Here is a 17,415-nt window from a genome sequence, read left to right as displayed (position 1 = left end):
CTTGCGCCTCCCTCCGGTGTTTCCTGCGATCAGTCGAAGAGACCGAAGGTCATGTAGCTCCACCAGGAGCGACCGGAGTCTTCGTCGTCGTCGCTTTCCGGTTTCTCTTCGTCGGCGCCGTGGTCCTGGTTCTCCGGCTTCAGTTCGGCGGGAATCTCGCGCTCGGCGTCTTCGTACTGCTTGATCACGTCCTTCGCGGCCTGGGTCTCCATGTGCGGCGGCGGCTCGCCGCCCTCGATCAGGCCCAGGGTGGCCTTGGCCAGCCAGGAACGGGTATCGGCCTCGCTTTCGCGGGCGACGAACTCGCCGTCCTTGAGGCTGGCGTTGTCCGGGTAGTTCAGCTTGAGGGTTTCCAGGCTGGTGCTGGCCAGGTCGTCCAGGCCCAGGCGGCGATAGGCCTCGACCATGATCGCCAGGCCATCGCCGACGGCCGGGGTTTCCTGGAAGTTCTCCACCACGTAGCGACCACGGTTGGCCGCGGCGACGTAGGCCTGGCGCTTGAGGTAGTAGTGGCCGACGTGCACCTCGTAGGCCGCCAGCAGGTTGCGCAGGTAGACCATGCGCGCCTTGGCGTCAGGGGCGTAGCGGCTGTTGGGGAAGCGGCTGGTGAGCTGGGCGAACTCGTTGAAGGAGTCGCGGGCGGCGCCCGGGTCGCGCTTGGTCATGTCCAGCGGCAGGAAGCGCGCGACCAGTCCGCGGTCCTGGTCGAAGGAGGACAGGCCCTTGAGGTAATAGGCGTAGTCGACGTTGGGATGCTGCGGATGCAGGCGGATGAAGCGCTCGGCGGCGGCGCGCGCGGCCTCGGGCTCCATGTTCTTGTAGTTGGCGTAGATCAGCTCGAGCTGGGCTTGCTCGGCGTAGCGGCCGAAGGGATAGCGCGACTCGAGGGCTTTCAGCTTGGTGACGGCGCTGTTGTAGCTCTTGTTGTTGAGGTCGTCCTGCGCCTGCTGGTACAGCTGGCTCTCGCTCAGGTTCTCGTCGACAGTCTCCTTGTTCGAGGAGCAGGCTGCGGTGAGGGCGAGGATGGCGATCAGCAGCAGGTGTTTCACTTGCATGGCGGCTTGCGTCCCTGGGACGGTCGGCTTGGCCTCAACCGTCTGTTATGATTGGCGCCCCAGGCACCCCCTGGGACAAAGACCCCGTATTTAACCACAGCGCGTAGCCGATTCCAAAAGCCGCGCTGAGCACCGTTCCCTACTCATGTCCGATATGATTCAACGCGCGGCCGAGGTGCCGTTCGAGCTGGGTGGCCAGCGTCTCGACCAGATCGCCGCCCAGCTTTTTCCCGAACACTCGCGCTCCCGCCTGGCCGGCTGGATCAAGGACGGTCGGCTGACCGTCGATGGCGCCGCGGCGCGCCCGCGCGACATCGTCCACAGCGGGGCGCAGCTGGTCCTGGAAGCCGAGCAGGAGGCCCAGGGCGAGTGGGTCGCACAGGATATCGAGCTGGATATCGTCCATGAAGACGAGCATATCCTGGTGATCGACAAGCCTGCCGGTCTGGTGGTCCACCCGGCTGCCGGCCACCAGGATGGCACCCTGCTCAACGCCTTGCTGTACCACGTGCCGGGCATCGCCAACGTGCCGCGTGCGGGCATCGTCCACCGCCTGGACAAGGACACCACCGGCCTGATGGTGGTGGCCAAGACCCTGGAGGCCCATACCAAGCTGGTCGCGCAGTTGCAGGCGCGCTCGGTCAGCCGCATCTACGAGGCGATCGTGATCGGCGTGATCACTTCCGGCGGCACCATCGATGCGCCGATCGGCCGGCACGGCGTGCAGCGGCAGAAGATGGCGGTGGTCGATGCCGGCAAGGTGGCTGTGAGCCATTACCGGGTGCTGGAACGCTTCCGCGCGCACACCCACACCCGGGTCAAGCTGGAGACCGGGCGCACCCACCAGATCCGCGTGCACATGAGCCACATCGGCTATCCGCTGGTCGGCGATCCGGTCTATGGCGGCCGCTTCAAGATCCCGCCGGTGGCCAGCCAGACGCTGGTCCAGACCCTCCGCGAGTTCCCGCGCCAGGCGCTGCACGCGCGCTTCCTCGAACTGGACCACCCGGCGACGGGCGTACGCATGAAGTGGGAGTCGCCGCTGCCGGAAGACTTCCTCTGGTTGCTCAGCCTGCTGCGCCAGGACCGCGAGGCGTTCGTCGGATGAGCGGCTGGCTGAGCCCCGACTGGCCGGCGCCGGCCAATGTCCGCGCCTGCGTGACCACGCGCGGCGGCGGGATCAGCCAGGCCCCGTTCGACAGCCTGAACCTGGGTGCCCATGTCGACGACGATCCTCGGGCCGTGGCGGAGAATCGCCGGCGCCTCAGCGAACGCCTGGCCTGCCGGCCGAGCTGGCTCGAGCAGGTGCACGGGACCACGGTGGTGGAGGCCGACCCGGGCCGGCTGCCGATCGCGGATGCCAGCTGGAGCGCGACGCCGGGTACCGCCTGTACGGTCATGACCGCCGATTGCCTGCCGGCGCTGTTCTGCGACCGCGCCGGCACCCGCGTGGCCGCCGCCCATGCCGGCTGGCGCGGGCTGGCGGCGGGCGTGCTGGAGGCGACGGTGGACAGCCTGGGCGTGCCCGGCGACGAGCTACTGGTCTGGCTCGGCCCGGCGATCGGCCCACGGGCCTTCGAGGTCGGCGGCGAGGTGCGCGACGCCTTCATCGGCGCGCATGCCGAGGCGCAGGCGGCATTCGTGCCGAGTGCCAACCCCGGGCGCTTCATGGCCGACATCTACCACCTGGCTCGCATCCGCCTGGCCGTCCATGGCGTCACCGCCGTGCATGGCGGCGGTTTCTGCACCTTCAGCGACAGCGAGCGCTTCTACTCCTATCGCCGCTCGTCGCGCACCGGCCGTTTCGCCAGCCTGGTCTGGCTCCAGGGCTAGGCCCGCGCAGGTTATCCGACGCGAACTGACCGATGTCACGGCCCGGTCGCTTGAACCGCGGAAAATCGCCCTTATCTATTGAGCCATCTCGGCGGGCTTTTCTTCATCAGGGACACCCATCGTTCCGGCCCGCTCTATAGAAGGAAGGACGACCCATGCGAATAGACCGTTTGACCAGCAAGCTGCAACTCGCGCTCTCCGACGCCCAGTCCTTGGCCGTCGGCCACGACCACCCGGCCATCGAGCCGGTGCATCTGCTTTCCGCCCTGCTCGAACAGCAAGGCGGCTCGATCAAGCCCCTGCTGATGCAGGTCGGCTTCGATATCGCCGCCCTGCGCAGCGGCCTCAACAAGGAACTCGACGCGCTGCCGAAGATCCAGAGCCCGACCGGCGACGTGAACCTGTCCCAGGACCTCGCGCGCCTGCTCAATCAGGCTGACCGCCTGGCCCAGCAGAAGGGCGACCAGTTCATCTCCAGCGAGCTGGTATTGCTGGCCGCGATGGACGAGAACACCAGGCTCGGCAAGCTGCTGCTCGGCCAGGGCGTGTCACGCAAGGCGCTGGAGAATGCCGTGGCCAACCTGCGCGGCGGCGAAGCGGTGAACGACCCGAACGTCGAGGAGTCGCGCCAGGCGCTGGACAAGTACACCGTCGACATGACCAGGCGCGCCGAGGAAGGCAAGCTCGACCCGGTGATCGGTCGCGACGACGAGATCCGCCGGACCATCCAGGTCCTGCAGCGGCGGACGAAGAACAACCCGGTGCTGATCGGCGAACCCGGTGTCGGCAAGACCGCCATCGTCGAAGGCCTGGCCCAGCGCATCATCAATGGCGAAGTGCCGGATGGCCTCAAGGACAAGCGCCTGCTGGCCCTGGACATGGGCGCGCTGATCGCCGGCGCAAAATTCCGCGGCGAATTCGAGGAACGACTGAAGGCGGTCCTCAACGAACTGGGCAAGCAGGAAGGGCGGGTCATCCTGTTCATCGACGAACTGCACACCATGGTCGGCGCCGGCAAGGCGGAAGGCGCCATGGATGCCGGCAACATGCTCAAGCCGGCTCTGGCGCGAGGCGAACTGCACTGCGTCGGCGCCACCACCCTCGACGAGTATCGCCAGTACATCGAGAAGGACGCCGCCCTGGAACGCCGCTTCCAGAAGGTGCTGGTGGACGAGCCGAGCGAGGAAGACACCATCGCCATCCTCCGTGGCCTCAAGGAGCGCTACGAGGTGCACCACGGGGTGAGCATCACCGACGGCGCGATCATCGCCGCCGCCAAGCTGTCGCACCGCTACATCACCGACCGGCAGTTGCCGGACAAGGCCATCGACCTGATCGACGAGGCCGCCAGCCGCATCCGCATGGAGATCGACTCCAAGCCGGAGGAACTGGATCGTCTCGACCGTCGCCTGATCCAGCTGAAGATCGAGCGCGAGGCGCTGAAGAAGGAAGACGACGAAGCCACCAGGAAGCGCCTGGCCAAGCTGGAAGAGGACATCGTCAAGCTGGAACGCGAGTACGCCGACCTGGAAGAGATCTGGAAGTCGGAGAAGGCCGAGGTACAGGGTTCGGCGCAGATCCAGCAGAAGATCGAGCAGGCCAAGCAGGAAATGGAGGCGGCGCGGCGCAAGGGCGACCTGGAAAGCATGGCGCGCATCCAGTACCAGACCATCCCGGACCTGGAACGCAGCCTGCAGATGGTCGACCAGCACGGCAAGACCGAGAACCAGTTGCTGCGCAACAAGGTGACCGACGAGGAAATCGCCGAGGTGGTCTCCAAGTGGACCGGTATCCCGGTGTCGAAGATGCTCGAGGGCGAGCGCGAGAAGCTGCTGCGCATGGAGCAGGAACTGCATCGCCGGGTCATCGGCCAGGACGAGGCGGTGGTCGCCGTGTCCAATGCGGTGCGCCGTTCGCGCGCCGGCCTGGCCGATCCGAACCGGCCCAGCGGCTCGTTCCTCTTCCTCGGCCCGACCGGGGTGGGCAAGACCGAGCTGTGCAAGGCGCTGGCCGAGTTCCTCTTCGATACCGAGGAGGCGCTGGTGCGGATCGACATGTCCGAGTTCATGGAGAAACACTCCGTGGCTCGCCTGATCGGCGCGCCTCCGGGCTACGTCGGTTTCGAGGAGGGCGGCTACCTGACCGAGGCGATCCGCCGCAAGCCGTATTCGGTGGTGCTGCTGGACGAAGTGGAGAAGGCCCACCCGGACGTCTTCAACATTCTCCTGCAGGTACTCGAGGATGGCCGCCTGACCGACAGCCACGGGCGCACCGTGGATTTCCGCAACACCGTGGTGGTGATGACCTCCAACCTCGGCTCGGCGCAGATCCAGGAACTCGCCGGTGACCGCGAGGCGCAGCGTGCCGCGGTGATGGATGCGGTCAACGCGCATTTCCGTCCGGAATTCATCAACCGGATCGATGAAGTGGTGGTGTTCGAACCGCTGGCACGTGAGCAGATCGCCGGCATCGCCGAGATCCAGCTTGGCCGCCTGCGCAAGCGGCTGGCCGAGCGCGAGCTGAGCCTGGACTTGAGTCAGGAGGCACTGGACAAGCTGATCGCCGTCGGCTTCGACCCGGTCTACGGTGCGCGTCCGCTGAAGCGGGCAATCCAGCGCTGGATCGAGAACCCGCTGGCGCAACTGATCTTGGCCGGCAAGTTCGCGCCGGGGACGAAGGTCTCGGCGAAGGTGGACGGCGACGAGATCGTGTTCGCCTGATCGCTTCGCAGGCGCATGAAAAAGCCCCGCTTCGGCGGGGCTTTTTCATGAACGGCTGGTGGCTGGCAAGGTGGTGTGGCCTGGTCGGGAAAAAGAAGAAAAACTTTTTGGATCAGAGGGTTGACATGTCGTCGCGCATCCGTAAAATGGCGCGCCTCTGAGACGCGAATCCAGCAACACCGGAAGCGTCCAGGGTTGGAAGAAAGACGTTCCGCGATAGCTCAGTCGGTAGAGCAAATGACTGTTAATCATTGGGTCCCTGGTTCGAGTCCAGGTCGCGGAGCCAACTTCCAATCGGGGTATAGCGCAGTCCGGTAGCGCGCCTGCTTTGGGAGCAGGATGTCGGGAGTTCGAATCTCTCTACCCCGACCACCTCATACATGGGTCGTTAGCTCAGTCGGTAGAGCAGTTGGCTTTTAACCAATTGGTCGTAGGTTCGAATCCTACACGACCCACCATATACAGACTTCCTCGGGAGGTCCGAAGAAGCGGCAAGACGCGAGTCTTGCCGCTTTTTTGTTGTCCGTGCTCTGCAATGCCGGCTGGAAGAGCCCTCCCGCGCAGGGCGCGGGAGGGGGCGGATCAGAAGCTGAAATCACGGCCGATGAACGGCGCCTTGGTGGCGTCTCCGTAGACCGTGTTTTGCGACTGCTTGCCGAAGTTCCTGCCGATGAGCCCGCCATAGGCCTGTCCCTGGAGCTGCGGCTCGAGCCTGCCGCTGGCAGAAGAGGTATAGACTCCGCCCTGGTTGAAGCCGACCAGGCCGCCCATACCGGTGGCGATGCCGCTTATCTTGCCGGATGCCGAGGTGTTGCGCAGGGTACCCGAGTTGCTGCCGACCAGACCGGCGAGGTAATAAGCGTGGTTGCCTTGCACGTCGCCGCTGGCCGAGCTGTTTTCCACGGTGGCCTTCCTGCCGAGAACACCGATCAGACCGGCGACATAGCTGTTCCGGCCTCCGCTCACCTTGCCGGAGGCCCTGGCGTTGCTGATGGCAACGTCGTCGCTGTTGCCGATCAGACCGCCGGCCACGGCAGCGTCGCCGCCAGCGACCTGTCCGCTGGCCTTGACATTGATGATCGTGGCACCACTGCTGATGCCGATCAGGCCTCCTAGGTTCTGAGCCTCCTTGCCGGAGACATTGCCGCTCGCCTCGAGGTTCTCCAGCCTGCCGCCCTGGTTCCAGCCAGTGAGTCCACCAATGGCGTAGGCCTTGTCGGCGATGACGTTGCCTTTGGCCGAAGCATTGTTCAGTAAGGCGTCCAGGTTGGCACCGATCAGCCCTCCGACCCGGCTTTCCCGGCCGCCGGTGACATTCCCAGTGGCGGAAAGGTTGGTGTGGCTGCCGCCCTTGTTGTAGCCCAGCAGTCCTCCTACATAAAGCCCGCGGCTGTCGGCTACCGCGCCGCTGGCGCTGCCACCGGTGATCGGGCCGTTCAGGTTGTAGCCGACCAGTCCACCGATGGCCCGCGAGCCATCGGCGGTGACCTTGCCCCTGGCCGAGACGTTGACCAGCGGAGCGTCGCTGTTGTAGCCCAGCAACCCACCTAGGTGTGCGCCAGCACCGGCGGTGACGTTGCTGGTAGCCAAGGCATTGGTAAGGGCGCCGCCCTGGTTGTAACCGACCAGACCGCCCAGGTAGCGGCCACGCAGGTCGCTCACGTCGCCCGTGGCGCTGCTGGTGATGATGGCGCTGTACAGGTTCTTGCCAACCAGGCCGCCGATTGCCTCGCTACCGCTGCCGGAGATCTTGCCACTGGCCTTGGCGTTGATGATCTCGCCGGAGCGGTTCAGCCCGACCAGTCCGCCGTAGAGACCGTTCAGTCCCTGTCCCGTCACGCTGGAGGAGGACTCGACATTGCTCAGGTTGCCGCCGTTGTTGTAACCGACCAGCCCGCCGAGGTTGAGGTTGTCGCCGCTGACCTGGAGGGCGCCCGCGCTCTTGCTGTTGGCGATCCTGCCGCCGATGTTCGAGCCGACCAGTCCACCGGCACCGTAGTGGCGCAAGTCGCTCGACAGTTGCCCGTTCAGGACGACAGCAGCCTGACTGTTTTCGATACGGGCCACCCCCTTGGCGTTGGCGATGTTCTCGCCAACCAGGCCGCCCATGGCATAGGTGTACTGGTCGCCCACGACCATGCCGCTGGCGGAGGAGTTTTCGATGCTGCCGTTCTGCAGGTTAAGGGCGACCAGGCCGCCCAGGCTGTTGAAGTACGAGGCGCCGGTGACTCGCACATTGCTGGCCTTGACGTTGGAGATGGTGCCGAGGTTGACGCCTGCCAGGGTGCCGACCTGTGTGTTGTAGTAGAGGGATTGCGCGCCGCTGACCCAGACATGGTCAAGATTCAGGTTGCGCAGGATGCCGTCGTTGACGCCGAACAGGCCGACATAGCCGCTGGTGCCGTAGACGGAGAGGTCGCTGATGCTATTCCCCAGGCCATCCAGGGTTCCATTGAAGTTCACGCCGTCGCCGAGGGTGCGGAAGCTGGCGTTGCCCCCCTTGATCGGGTTGCCGAGCACGTAGCGACCGTCCATGTCGGCTTCGATCTCGCGCAGCTGCGCGAGGTTCTGGATCACCCGGTAATCCTCGCCGTTGGCACGGTAGCCGGCGCCGGCGCCGGAAAGGGTCACGCGCACGCCGTCGGCGAGCTTGTGGCCTTTGCCGCTGTTCAGCTCCAGCCTGGCGTTGCGCCCGGTGAGGGACAGGTCGGCGTTCAGGCGTACCTGGTCGCGCGCGTTCAGCGCCAGTTCGGCCTTGTCGCCGCTGGCGCGCAGGTTGCCGTTCACCTCGACGTTGCCGCGCTCGGCGCTCAGGCCCAGCTTGTTGCCGCTGTTCCAGGACAGCGGTGCGTCGACCTTGAGGTCGCCCTGGGTGCTGGCCAGTTCGATGCTGGTGGTTTCCAGGTTGTCCGCCAGGGTGCTGGCCTTCAGCGTTGCGGCGTCGCGCAGCACGCTGCTGGCGACTTCCAGGTTGTTCGCGGCGATCTTCCAGGTACCGGTCTGGCCTTGCTTGGAACGGGTATCGACCTTGGCGTACTGGTGCACTTCGACCTTGGCGCCGCGGTTTTCTACCACTCCGCCATTGCCCTGGCCGCTGGCGCTGGCGTCCTGGCGGCCGGCGACCTGGAGAGTGCCTTTGCCGGCGTCGAGGACGATGCGGCCGTCTCGATTCTGCAGGGTCTTCGCCTCGATCACGCCCTGGTTGCTGACCACGGTCTTGAGCAGGCTGTCGGCGCTGCGCGCGGTCATCAGCACCTGGCCGCCGTCGGCCTTGAGCAGGCCGCCGTTGTGCGCCAGGGCGTCGACCGCGCCGGCGTTCACCTGCAGGTTGAGCAGGCCGTTGCCGTCGAAGTTGAGCCTGACGTCCTCGCCGGCGCCGAGGGCGACGCTGCCCAGGCGGGCCTGGATCACGCCGCTGTTGTCGACCCGCGCGCCGAGCAGGGCGACGCTGCCGCCTTCGCTGGCGTTGAGGCGGCCGGCGTTGCTCACCTGGGCGGTGGACTTGCCGCTGAAGCGGTAGTTGCCGTCGAGGAAGTCCTTGTCGGAGATGTCCAGGGTGCTGGCGACCAGGCCGCCGACGTTGACCTGGGCGGTCTTGCCGAACACCACCCCGTTGGGGTTGACCAGGAACACCTTGCCGTTGGCGTCGAGCTTGCCGAGGATCTGGCTGCCGTTGGTGCCGACCACGCGGTTGAGGGCGACGGCGTTGCTGTTGGGCTGGTTGAAGCGGACGCTTTCATCGCCGGCGATATCGAAGCCGTTCCACTGGGTGATCAGTTTCTGGCTCTGCTGGTCGATGGTCAGGTGCTTGCCATCGGTGGAGGTGTGCATGCCTCCCTGGCCGTTGATGATCTTGCCGTCGCTGGGCAGGGCGAAGGCCTCGGGCAGGCCGAGCAGGCCCAGCAGCGAGGCGCCGGCGACCGCCAGCAGGGTGCCGCGACCGCTCTTGCCGCGCCGGCGGGTGCCTTCGCTGGTGACGTTCCAGCATCCCGTGGCCTGGTTCCAGACCAGGGCGTAGGTCTTGTTCATGGGTAGGTCCTCTCTTGGTGGGAAAAATTCTGCTGATCCCCAGCAGAACGGGTGACGCTCAGAAATAGCGGGTCGCCTGCAGCCACAGGCGCGGGGTGCGTTTGGGGACGGTGTCGCGCTCCTGGCCGAGCGGCCAGGCGGCGGTCAGGCTGACCTGGTGGTCCGCCCCGTACCAGGTGGCGCCGGTGCCGGCGCCACCCATGCGGTTGTGGTTGCTTTCCGGGGTCCAGGGGCTCTTCTGGAACTTCACCGCGCCCTGGTCGACGAAGGTGCTCAGTTGCCAGCCGGGCGCCAGGCTGTAGCGCAGCTCCGCGCTGGCCTGCCAGCCTTCGTCGCCGACGCCTCGGCCGGTGCCCGCGGGGAAGGCGCGTACGCCGTAGGGGCCGCCGATGTCGAATTTCTCCGCGCTGTCGAGGTTGCCGCTGGCCCACTGGGCGTTGAGCTGGGTGAACAATTGCAGGCGGTCGGTCACGCGTTGCAGGCGTACGGCGTTGACGCTGAGCTTGTCGAAACGGCCCACGGCACCGGCTGTTCGCCTGTCGGCGCGGCGCTCCATGCTGTTCATGTCCAGCCGGCCATGGCCGTAGGCCACGGAGAAGCCGTTCTGGCCGCCGCCGAGCAACCGGTCCTGGCTGTTGCCGCTGAGGCCCGCCGTCCAGAGGCGGATTTTCTTGTGCTTGCTGTAATCGAAGAGATCGATGTCGTCGCGCAGCCGCTTGTTCTCGAATTGCAGCTGCGTAGAGAGGTTGAAGGCCCGGCCGCGTAGCAGCGGCTGGGCGAGGAACAGGCTGTCGATGGTGGCGCGCCCGTGAGCCTCCAGCTCAGTGAAGTCGCGGGCCAGCCGATAGGAGGTTTCCGAACGTGCCAGGCCGACCCGCGAGCCCCACGGCCCCACCGGCAACTGGTAGGCGGCCCGGTAGTAGCGCTGGTGGCGGTCGCTGCCGAGCAGGCGCAGGTTCAACTGGTCGCCCAGGCGCAGCGGACTGTTGATGTCGAGGACGCCGCCCAGGCGATACTCGCCCATGTAGAAGTCGCCGTAGTTATCCGCCTCCAGGCGGCCGCTGAGCAGTGGCGCCGGCTGGGCGTCGATGCGCAGGTCGGTGGTGCCGGGCGCCTGGCCCGGCAGCAGGGTGCCCTTGGCCTCCACGCCCGGAATGTCGCTGAGCAGCAGCAGGCTGCGCTCGAGTTCGTCACCCTTCACCGCGTTGCCGCTTTCCAGGGCGGAGAGGGGTTGTCGCAATACCCGGTCGAGGGTGCGCGAGGTATTCCGCAAGTCGACCTGGCCGTAGCGTCCCTCGACGACCTCGATGCGAACCGCGCCGTTGTCGATCTCCTGGGCGGGCAGGTAGGCACGGGCCAGCACATAGCCCTGCTGCTGATAGAACTCGCCGATCCGCTCGGCGGCGGCATGCAACTGCGCCAGGCTCAGCTCCCTTCCCTGGAGGTCGGCGAGCAGGGCCAGCAGTCGCGTGGAGTCGAATACCCGATTGCCACCCACCCGGAACTCCTTGACCAGCACGCGTGGGCCCTCCGGCACCGCGTCGGCCGCGACCTTGTCTTGCGGCTTGGGTTTTTCCGGATCCAGCTTCACCGGGTCGGGCAGGCTGAGGCGATTGCTTTGCGCATCGCGCAAGGCTTGGCCGGCATCCGGTACCGAGGGAGGCGCGGCCGTGGCGCCGAAACTGGAGAGCAGCAGCGCCAGGCCGGCAAGGCCGGCGCGGTGGCCGGGCAGGGCCTGGTTGCGGGGTGGCCGGTGGGTGGCGGACGGTAGCGGAGCGTGGTTCAGCGGAAAATCATCGGGGCGAGGCGGCATCGTCATTCGGTTCGCTTGTTGCGCGGAAGAAAGCCCTGTAGCCGCATCGACCGTTACCGATGCAGGGCGGGATCAGGACTGGAAAGAGATGCCAATAGGCTGGAGAGGAGGGGAATCGGAAACAATCGTAGCTTTCTGATTCTGGATGGCCCCTTTTCTCCGGCTTTTGTAGGGGCTGCGGGGGAGCGCTGTCGGATGGGTGGGAAGAGGATGTCGGAGAAGGGCTTCCCCGGACCTGCGCGGATTTCCTGCCGGTGTTGGAGCGGTCTGTCAGACGCGTGCTGCTATCGCTGTCGACCACGGCGTCTGCGCTGCCCGTCCGGCAATCGCCCACTGTTGGCGGGGCATGGCTGGAGCGCTCCGATCTGTCGGCGCTAGAATCGTCCTCTTGTCGCGGGGTTTCGCCTGCCCGGCCCCGCGCAGAGACTCTTTCCGCCCTGACGATCGCGCATGTCCGAGCCGACTCCAGCATCCCCCGTGGCGTACCACTTCCAGCGCGAAGCGCAGCGGTGCGGCTATGCCCTGGATGAAGCCCAGCGCATAGCCATCGCTCACCTGGATGACCTGTTGCGGCGCCTGCGCCGAGGGCCCACGCTGTTCCGCCGGGCTTCGCGCGGCCTCTACCTGTGGGGCCCGGTGGGGCGCGGCAAGAGCTGGCTGATGGATGGCTTCTTCCGCAGCGCCGACCTGGCGCGCAAGCGCCGGATCCATTTCCACGCGTTCTTCCGCCAGCTGCACGACGGCATGTTCCGTCGCCAGGGGCAGGCCGACGCGCTGGGCGGGGCGCTCGATGAGCTGCTCGGCGATTGCCGGCTGCTCTGCTTCGACGAATTCCACGTGCACGACATCGGCGATGCGATGCTCATCACCCGCCTGTTCCGTGAGTTGTTCCGGCGCGGCATCACCCTGGTCTGCACGTCCAACTACGCGCCCCGGGAGCTGCTGCCCAACCCGCTGTACCACGAGCGGTTCCTGCCGGCTATCCGCCTGATCGAAGCGCGCATGGATGTGCTGGAAGTGGCTGGCGCGCAGGATTACCGGACGTGCTCGCCGGTCGCCGAAGCGGTCTCCGGCTACCCGAGCGGCGCGTATTGCCAGGCCGCCGCGGCCGCCGTCATGGAAGGGCTGGGCCTGGCCGTGCCGGCGCCGGCGGAGCGGGTGATGCTGCGCAGCGGGGCGAGGTCCCTGCTGGCGCGTGCGGTGCGCGGCGACCTGGTGTGGTTCGCCTTCGCCGATCTCTGCGAGGCGCCGACCGCGGTGATGGATTACCTGGCACTTGGCGAGCGCTTTTCCACCTGGGTGCTGGATGGCGTACCGCCGATGGCGCGCTGTTCGGTCGCCGCCCAGCAGCGCTTCATCAATCTGGTCGATGTCCTCCACGACAACGACCGGCGCCTGTTCCTGCGCGCCGAGGCGCCGCTGGCGGAGCTGGTCGAAGGCAGCGAGCTGCCGGCGGACATGCAGCGCACCGCCAGCCGCCTGGCGCAACTGCGGCAGTTGCGTCGCTGAGGTGGCGCCCCGCGCGGCTGGCGGGGCGCTGCCGTCAATGCAGCTTGAGGCGAGGCTCGGTGCTGCGCAGGCGCCCGCTGAGCATCAGCATCGCGGTGCGCAGCGGGCCGTACAGGGCCATCTGGTGCATGCGATACAGCGAGACGTAGAACATCCGCGCCAGCCAGCCTTCGAGCATGACGCTACCCATCAGATTGCCCATCAGATTGCCGACCGCGCTGAAGCGCGACAGCGAGATCAGCGAACCGTAGTCGCGGTAGTGGTAGTCGCCCAGCGGCTTGCCGTCGAGGCGGGCGCGCAGCGACTTGACCAGCAGCGAGGCCTGCTGGTGCGCGGCCTGGGCGCGTGGCGGCACGTTGCGCGGTTCCGCGCCCGGTTGCGCCGGTTGCGGGCAGGCGGCGCAGTCGCCGAAGGCGAAGATGTCGTCGTCGCGGGTGGTCTGCAGCGTCGGGCGGACCACCAGTTGGTTGATGCGGTTGCTTTCCAGGCCGTCCAGGTCCTTGAGGAAGGCCGGCGCGCGGATGCCCGCGGCCCAGACCTTGAGGGTCGCCGGGACGAACTCGCCGTCGCCGGTCCAGAGGCCGTCGGCATCCACCTTGCTCACCGCGGAGCCGGTCATCACCCGCACGCCGAGCTTGCTCAGGGTCTGGTGGACCGGCTGGCCGATACGCTCGGGCAATGCCGGCAGCACACGCGGGCCGGCTTCGATCAGGCTGATGTGCAGGTCTTCCGGGCGGATCCGGTCGAGCCCGTAGGCGGCCAGCATCTGCGCCGCATGGTGCAGTTCGGCGGCCAGTTCGACGCCGGTGGCGCCGGCGCCGATGATGGCGATGCTCACCGCGTTGTTGTCGGCGTCATGCCCGGTATGCGCACGCAGGTACTGGCCGAGCAACTGGCGGTGGAAGCGTTCGGCCTGGGCGCGGGTATCGAGGAAGATGCAGTGCTGCGCGGCGCCCTCGGTGCCGAAGTCGTTGGTGGTGCTGCCGACGGCGATCACCAGGGTGTCATAGTCGATGTCGCGTTCGGGCACCAGTTCCACGCCGTTTTCGTCCACCAGCGCCGCCAGGCGGACGCGCTTGCCGGCGCGATCCAGGCCCTGCATGCGGCCGAGCTGGAATTCGAAGTGGTTCCATTTCGCCTGGGCGACATAGTTCAGCTCGTCCTCCGAGGAGTTGAGCGAGCCGGCGGCGACTTCGTGCAGCAGCGGTTTCCAGATGTGCGTGAGGTTGGCGTCGACCAGGGTGACCTGGGCCCTGCCGCGTTTACCCAGGGTGCGGCCGAGACGGGTGGCGAGCTCCAGCCCGCCGGCGCCTCCGCCGACGATCACGATGCGATGGGACATGTCGATATCTCATAGTGGGAATTCCGTGAGGCGGTCGTCGGGAGCGGGGCTCGACCGGACGACTCAGGCCAGGTAGCTGAGGAGGCGGCTGAGCAGGCCCAGGCCGATGACCACGGCGAGCAGGACGAACATCAGGAACCATGGGCGGAACGGCGCACGCTCGACCTGGTGCAGCGGCGAGGCGAGGTACTGCTCGACCTTGCGCTGGTCTTCGGGGCTCAGTCGGCTGGGCATGGTGGGCCTCCGTTTTCGATATCGGTCATTCTAGTCAGACAGGGGGTTCGATCACCAGCGGATCGTCGAGGCGGATCACCCCGCTGCCGATCACCCGCGCGGTGATGCCGCCCTGCTCGCGCACGCTCTTCAGCGTGCGGTGGTCGATGTGCTTTTCCAGGCGGCCGCAGGGCTGGTACCAGCCGGTGGCTTCCAGCAGCGCGCCACCGAGGCGGAAACGCCGGTCCTTGAGACTGAGCAGGTCGATTCCGGCGACGGCGATGTTGCGGCGCATTTCGGTGGGCAGCAACGGCCTGCCCAGCAGGGTGCCGAGGGCCTCGATGTGCTCCCACTGCACCAGGGTGACCTGGCGCGGCGGCTGCGCATGGTCGCCGGTCAGTCCCTGGCCGCGGCGCGCCTCGACCGCCTCCAGTTCCTGGATCGGCGCGCGGCTGCCGGAGCGTACGCCGATCCACTTCACCCGTCCCTCGCTCACAGCCCCACTCCGGCGTCGAACAGGATGCTGCGGCCGAGGTTGGCGCGGAGGAACTCGGGAGCGCCGGAGTGGGCGAAAAGCACCCGGGCGAAGGTCGGGCCGACCATCGATAGCGAGCGCCAGCCCTGGCGCAGGTATTCGGTCGGCGGTGGGAACGGGGTGTTGAAGTCGGGCACCGCGCGTTTCAGGTTGACGAAGGCCAGCAGGTCCAGCTCGGCATGATCGATGCCGCGCTCGCTGTAGTTGTTTGCCTTCTTGCGCAGGGTCGGCGCCAGCCGGGCCTGCAGTTCGGCGGCGGCGATCCGTTGCGGACGCTCCTCGCGGCGGATCAGCTGGCGCAGGCTGACGGCCTGGCGACGGCGGCTCAGCTCCTCGCGCCATTCCTCGTTGAGCCGACGACCCTCGTCGAGGACGAAGAACACCTCGAAACCGGCGCCCTTGAACAGCACGTCCGGCGGCTGGTCGCCCGGCGCGGCGAAGTCCTCCTGGCGATAGGGCACGTTGAGCGCTTCGAGGAAGCGCTGGCAGACCCAGCGCTCGCGGTCCCATTTGCGCGCGTTGGAGAGGAAGTCGTTGGCTTGTTCGGCCTGACGGGTGAGCAGGCGCAGGTAATCCGCTTCGTTCATGGGCTCAGCTTAGTCCGCCCGCAGGTCCGCTTTCCAGCCCGTGGGCGTTCTGCCTGCGACAATCCGCCCGGCGCGCATCGCCGCCGGACCTCGGTGTACACTGCCGTTCCCCATGGCCTGGAGCCGTTCCGATGCAGCTTCGCAGCGTCATCGCCGCCGATCATCCGGCTCTGTTCGCCCTCTGGTCGCGAACGCCGGGTATTCGCATCCGCGCCGAGGACGAGTATCCGTTCTTCGTCGCTTATCTCGAACGCAACCCCGGGCTGAGCCTGCTGGTCGAATCCGCGGGCGTGGTGATCGCCTGCCTGATGGCCGGCCACGATGGCCGCCGTGGCTACCTGCAGCACCTGGCGGTCGATCCCGCCTATCGTCGCCAGGGGCTGGCGCGGCGCCTGCTCGACGAGGCGCTGGCGCGCCTGGCCAGGGAAGGGATCGGCAAATCCCATGTCTTCGTCCTCGACGCCGCCGAACAGGCCCTGGCGTTCTGGCAGGCCCAGGCGGGCTGGCAGCGGCGCGAGGACATCCAGGTATTTTCCACTCGGGAGGAACGCGCGTGAAACGATTGCACTGGATTCTGCTGGCCATGCTGCTGCCGGGCCTGGCCCTGGCCCTGGCGCTGGAGAAGGGCGAGACCCTGGAGCCCTGGACGCTCCAGGACCAGTTCGGGCAGGCCCGCTCGCTCGATGACTCCACGCGGGTCCTGCTGGTCGCCCGCGACATGGACGGCGCGAAGCTGGTCAAGGCGGCTCTGGCCGAACGTCCCAAAGGCTACCTGGAGGCGCGCCAGGTGCTGTTCCTGGCGGACATCAGCCGGATGCCGGGCCTGATCTCGCGGCTCTTCGCGGTACCGGCGATGCGCGACTACAGCTATCCGGTCGTGCTGGACCGCGAGGCCGCGGTGGCGCCGCGCTATGGCGCGGGCGCGAGCAAGGTCCTGTGGATCCGCCTGGAGCAGCGGCGAGTGGAGGAGGTCCGCGAGCTGGACTCGCCGGTGGCCCTGCGCATCGCCCTGGAACAGGCGCAGCCGTGATCGCTGCCGAGCTGTTGTCGGCGGAAAGCCTCGAGCTGGGTTGGGCGATCTATGCGCCGGTGCTGCTGCTCGCCGCCTGGCGCGCGCCCTGGGTCGAGCTGGTCAGCGATACCCGTCGCCAGCATCTGGTGTTCGGCACCATGCTCGGGCTGTTTTTGCTCTGGCTGGTACGCCGTGACTTCGATTCGGGGCTGTCGTTCCATTTCATCGGCATGACCGCCGTGACCCTGCTGCTCGACTGGCCGCTGGCGATCGTGGTGGGGCTGGTGGCGCAGCTCGGCCTGTGCCTGCTCGGACGCCAGGACTGGCTGGCGATCGGCGTCAACGGCGTGCTGCTGGTGGCGATCCCGGCGCTGATCGCCGAGCTGGCGGCGCTGTTCGTGGAAAGGCGCCAGCCGCGCAACCTGTTCGTCTATATCTTCTGCTGCGGCTTCTTCCCGGCGGCGCTGACCGCCGTGGTGGTTCTGCTGCTCGGCCTGGGCGTGGTCTGGATCGACGGCCTGTTCCCGATGCCGCCCTGGCTCGAGGATTTCGCCGGCTACCTGTGGCTGATCATGTTCCCCGAGGCCTTCATCAACGGCACGGTGATCACCGGCCTGGTGGTCTACTACCCGGAGTGGCTGGAAACCTTCAACCGCACGCGCTACCTGCAGGCGCCCTGGAAGGACGACGACCGCAAGCCCTGATGGCCAGTCATTCGCCATGTCCATGGCGGGGCGCGGCTGACCTGGATCAGTGTTTCGGCGCGG

At 67.1% G+C, this 17,415-nt stretch carries 14 protein-coding genes and 3 tRNA genes; 10 read left to right on the top strand and 7 right to left on the bottom strand.

What is annotated here, in order from left to right:
- Positions 1 to 29: 29 nt before the first annotated feature.
- Positions 30 to 1,055 carry an outer membrane protein assembly factor BamD gene (locus PSPA7_RS24720; protein WP_012077305.1) on the bottom strand — a complete coding sequence of 342 codons (1,026 nt, stop codon included), beginning with the start codon at positions 1,053 to 1,055 and terminating at the stop codon, positions 30 to 32.
- A 145-nt stretch (positions 1,056 to 1,200) separates the two neighbouring features.
- On the opposite strand from PSPA7_RS24720, the gene rluD reads away from it, so the two are divergent.
- The 6 genes from rluD to PSPA7_RS24690 all read left to right on the top strand — a co-directional run bounded on the left by rluD (position 1,201) and on the right by PSPA7_RS24690 (position 6,066).
- Positions 1,201 to 2,163, top strand: a complete 963-nt coding sequence (rluD, locus tag PSPA7_RS24715) for a 23S rRNA pseudouridine(1911/1915/1917) synthase RluD (protein ID WP_003150035.1) — start codon at positions 1,201 to 1,203, stop codon at positions 2,161 to 2,163.
- On the top strand, positions 2,160 to 2,888 hold the full coding sequence (pgeF, locus tag PSPA7_RS24710; RefSeq protein ID WP_012077304.1) for a peptidoglycan editing factor PgeF: 729 nt from the start codon (positions 2,160 to 2,162) through the stop codon (positions 2,886 to 2,888). Before rluD ends, pgeF begins: the two co-directional genes overlap by 4 nt.
- A gap of 155 nt (positions 2,889 to 3,043) precedes the next feature.
- Positions 3,044 to 5,608: an ATP-dependent chaperone ClpB gene (clpB, locus tag PSPA7_RS24705; protein WP_012077303.1), complete on the top strand. Its 2,565-nt coding sequence runs from the start codon at positions 3,044 to 3,046 to the stop codon at positions 5,606 to 5,608.
- Between the two features lie 210 nt (positions 5,609 to 5,818).
- A tRNA-Asn gene (locus tag PSPA7_RS24700) sits at positions 5,819 to 5,894 on the top strand.
- 9 nt (positions 5,895 to 5,903) lie between these two features.
- Positions 5,904 to 5,980, top strand: a tRNA-Pro gene (locus tag PSPA7_RS24695).
- Between the two features lie 10 nt (positions 5,981 to 5,990).
- Positions 5,991 to 6,066 (top strand) — tRNA-Lys (locus PSPA7_RS24690).
- Positions 6,067 to 6,190: 124 nt separating this feature from the next.
- Here the strand turns inward: PSPA7_RS24690 and PSPA7_RS24685 are convergent.
- Entirely contained in the window at positions 6,191 to 9,637 is a 3,447-nt protein-coding gene (locus PSPA7_RS24685) for a GLUG motif-containing protein (protein WP_012077302.1), read from the bottom strand.
- 58 nt (positions 9,638 to 9,695) lie between these two features.
- On the bottom strand, positions 9,696 to 11,330 hold the full coding sequence (locus PSPA7_RS24680; RefSeq protein WP_033998250.1) for a ShlB/FhaC/HecB family hemolysin secretion/activation protein: 1,635 nt from the start codon (positions 11,328 to 11,330) through the stop codon (positions 9,696 to 9,698).
- Positions 11,331 to 11,900: 570 nt separating this feature from the next.
- Between PSPA7_RS24680 and zapE the strand changes: the two genes are divergently transcribed.
- Entirely contained in the window at positions 11,901 to 12,959 is a 1,059-nt protein-coding gene (zapE, locus tag PSPA7_RS24675; protein WP_033998225.1) for a cell division protein ZapE, read from the top strand.
- A 34-nt stretch (positions 12,960 to 12,993) separates the two neighbouring features.
- Here the strand turns inward: zapE and PSPA7_RS24670 are convergent, their stop codons facing one another.
- The 4 genes from PSPA7_RS24670 to PSPA7_RS24655 form a co-directional block, all read right to left on the bottom strand.
- Positions 12,994 to 14,301, bottom strand: a complete 1,308-nt coding sequence (locus PSPA7_RS24670) for an NAD(P)/FAD-dependent oxidoreductase (protein ID WP_012077300.1) — start codon at positions 14,299 to 14,301, stop codon at positions 12,994 to 12,996.
- Between the two features lie 63 nt (positions 14,302 to 14,364).
- Positions 14,365 to 14,535, bottom strand: coding sequence for a DUF3094 family protein (locus tag PSPA7_RS24665; protein WP_003152781.1), 171 nt, complete (start codon positions 14,533 to 14,535; stop codon positions 14,365 to 14,367).
- Between the two features lie 34 nt (positions 14,536 to 14,569).
- Positions 14,570 to 15,010, bottom strand: coding sequence for an MOSC domain-containing protein (locus tag PSPA7_RS24660; RefSeq protein ID WP_012077299.1), 441 nt, complete (start codon positions 15,008 to 15,010; stop codon positions 14,570 to 14,572).
- Positions 15,007 to 15,636 (bottom strand): DUF1780 domain-containing protein, encoded by a 630-nt coding sequence (locus PSPA7_RS24655; RefSeq protein WP_003152777.1) that lies wholly within the window; start codon positions 15,634 to 15,636, stop codon positions 15,007 to 15,009. Before PSPA7_RS24655 ends, PSPA7_RS24660 begins: the two co-directional genes overlap by 4 nt.
- 131 nt (positions 15,637 to 15,767) lie before the next feature.
- Here PSPA7_RS24655 and PSPA7_RS24650 point away from each other — a divergent pair, with 131 nt between their 5' ends.
- From PSPA7_RS24650 to PSPA7_RS24640, 3 genes are read left to right on the top strand one after another with little or no spacing between them, the layout of a single operon-like run.
- Entirely contained in the window at positions 15,768 to 16,193 is a 426-nt protein-coding gene (locus PSPA7_RS24650; RefSeq protein WP_003152776.1) for a GNAT family N-acetyltransferase, read from the top strand.
- Complete coding sequence (locus PSPA7_RS24645) at positions 16,190 to 16,666, top strand: hypothetical protein (protein WP_003152773.1); 477 nt, start codon at positions 16,190 to 16,192, stop codon at positions 16,664 to 16,666. The genes PSPA7_RS24650 and PSPA7_RS24645 overlap by 4 nt, the downstream gene beginning before the upstream one ends.
- Positions 16,663 to 17,352 (top strand): energy-coupling factor ABC transporter permease, encoded by a 690-nt coding sequence (locus tag PSPA7_RS24640; RefSeq protein WP_012077298.1) that lies wholly within the window; start codon positions 16,663 to 16,665, stop codon positions 17,350 to 17,352. Before PSPA7_RS24645 ends, PSPA7_RS24640 begins: the two co-directional genes overlap by 4 nt.
- Positions 17,353 to 17,415 lie beyond the last annotated feature (63 nt).

The sequence above is a fragment of the Pseudomonas paraeruginosa PA7 genome (assembly GCF_000017205.1).
GTDB lineage: Bacteria > Pseudomonadota > Gammaproteobacteria > Pseudomonadales > Pseudomonadaceae > Pseudomonas > Pseudomonas paraeruginosa.
Note: the sequence above shows the minus strand (reverse complement) of the source record. Positions and strands in the feature narration are given on the sequence as shown.

What these genes read in the sequence shown, in the direction of transcription:
- PSPA7_RS24720 (WP_012077305.1), bottom strand. Translation starts at nt 1,055, where the DNA reads ATGCAAGTGAAACACCTGCTGCTGATCGCCATCCTCGCCCTCACCGCA.
- rluD (WP_003150035.1), top strand. Translation starts at nt 1,201, where the DNA reads ATGTCCGATATGATTCAACGCGCGGCCGAGGTGCCGTTCGAGCTGGGT.
- pgeF (WP_012077304.1), top strand. Translation starts at nt 2,160, where the DNA reads ATGAGCGGCTGGCTGAGCCCCGACTGGCCGGCGCCGGCCAATGTCCGC.
- clpB (WP_012077303.1), top strand. Translation starts at nt 3,044, where the DNA reads ATGCGAATAGACCGTTTGACCAGCAAGCTGCAACTCGCGCTCTCCGAC.
- PSPA7_RS24685 (WP_012077302.1), bottom strand. Translation starts at nt 9,637, where the DNA reads ATGAACAAGACCTACGCCCTGGTCTGGAACCAGGCCACGGGATGCTGG.
- zapE (WP_033998225.1), top strand. Translation starts at nt 11,901, where the DNA reads ATGTCCGAGCCGACTCCAGCATCCCCCGTGGCGTACCACTTCCAGCGC.
- PSPA7_RS24670 (WP_012077300.1), bottom strand. Translation starts at nt 14,301, where the DNA reads ATGTCCCATCGCATCGTGATCGTCGGCGGAGGCGCCGGCGGGCTGGAG.
- PSPA7_RS24665 (WP_003152781.1), bottom strand. Translation starts at nt 14,535, where the DNA reads ATGCCCAGCCGACTGAGCCCCGAAGACCAGCGCAAGGTCGAGCAGTAC.
- PSPA7_RS24655 (WP_003152777.1), bottom strand. Translation starts at nt 15,636, where the DNA reads ATGAACGAAGCGGATTACCTGCGCCTGCTCACCCGTCAGGCCGAACAA.
- PSPA7_RS24650 (WP_003152776.1), top strand. Translation starts at nt 15,768, where the DNA reads ATGCAGCTTCGCAGCGTCATCGCCGCCGATCATCCGGCTCTGTTCGCC.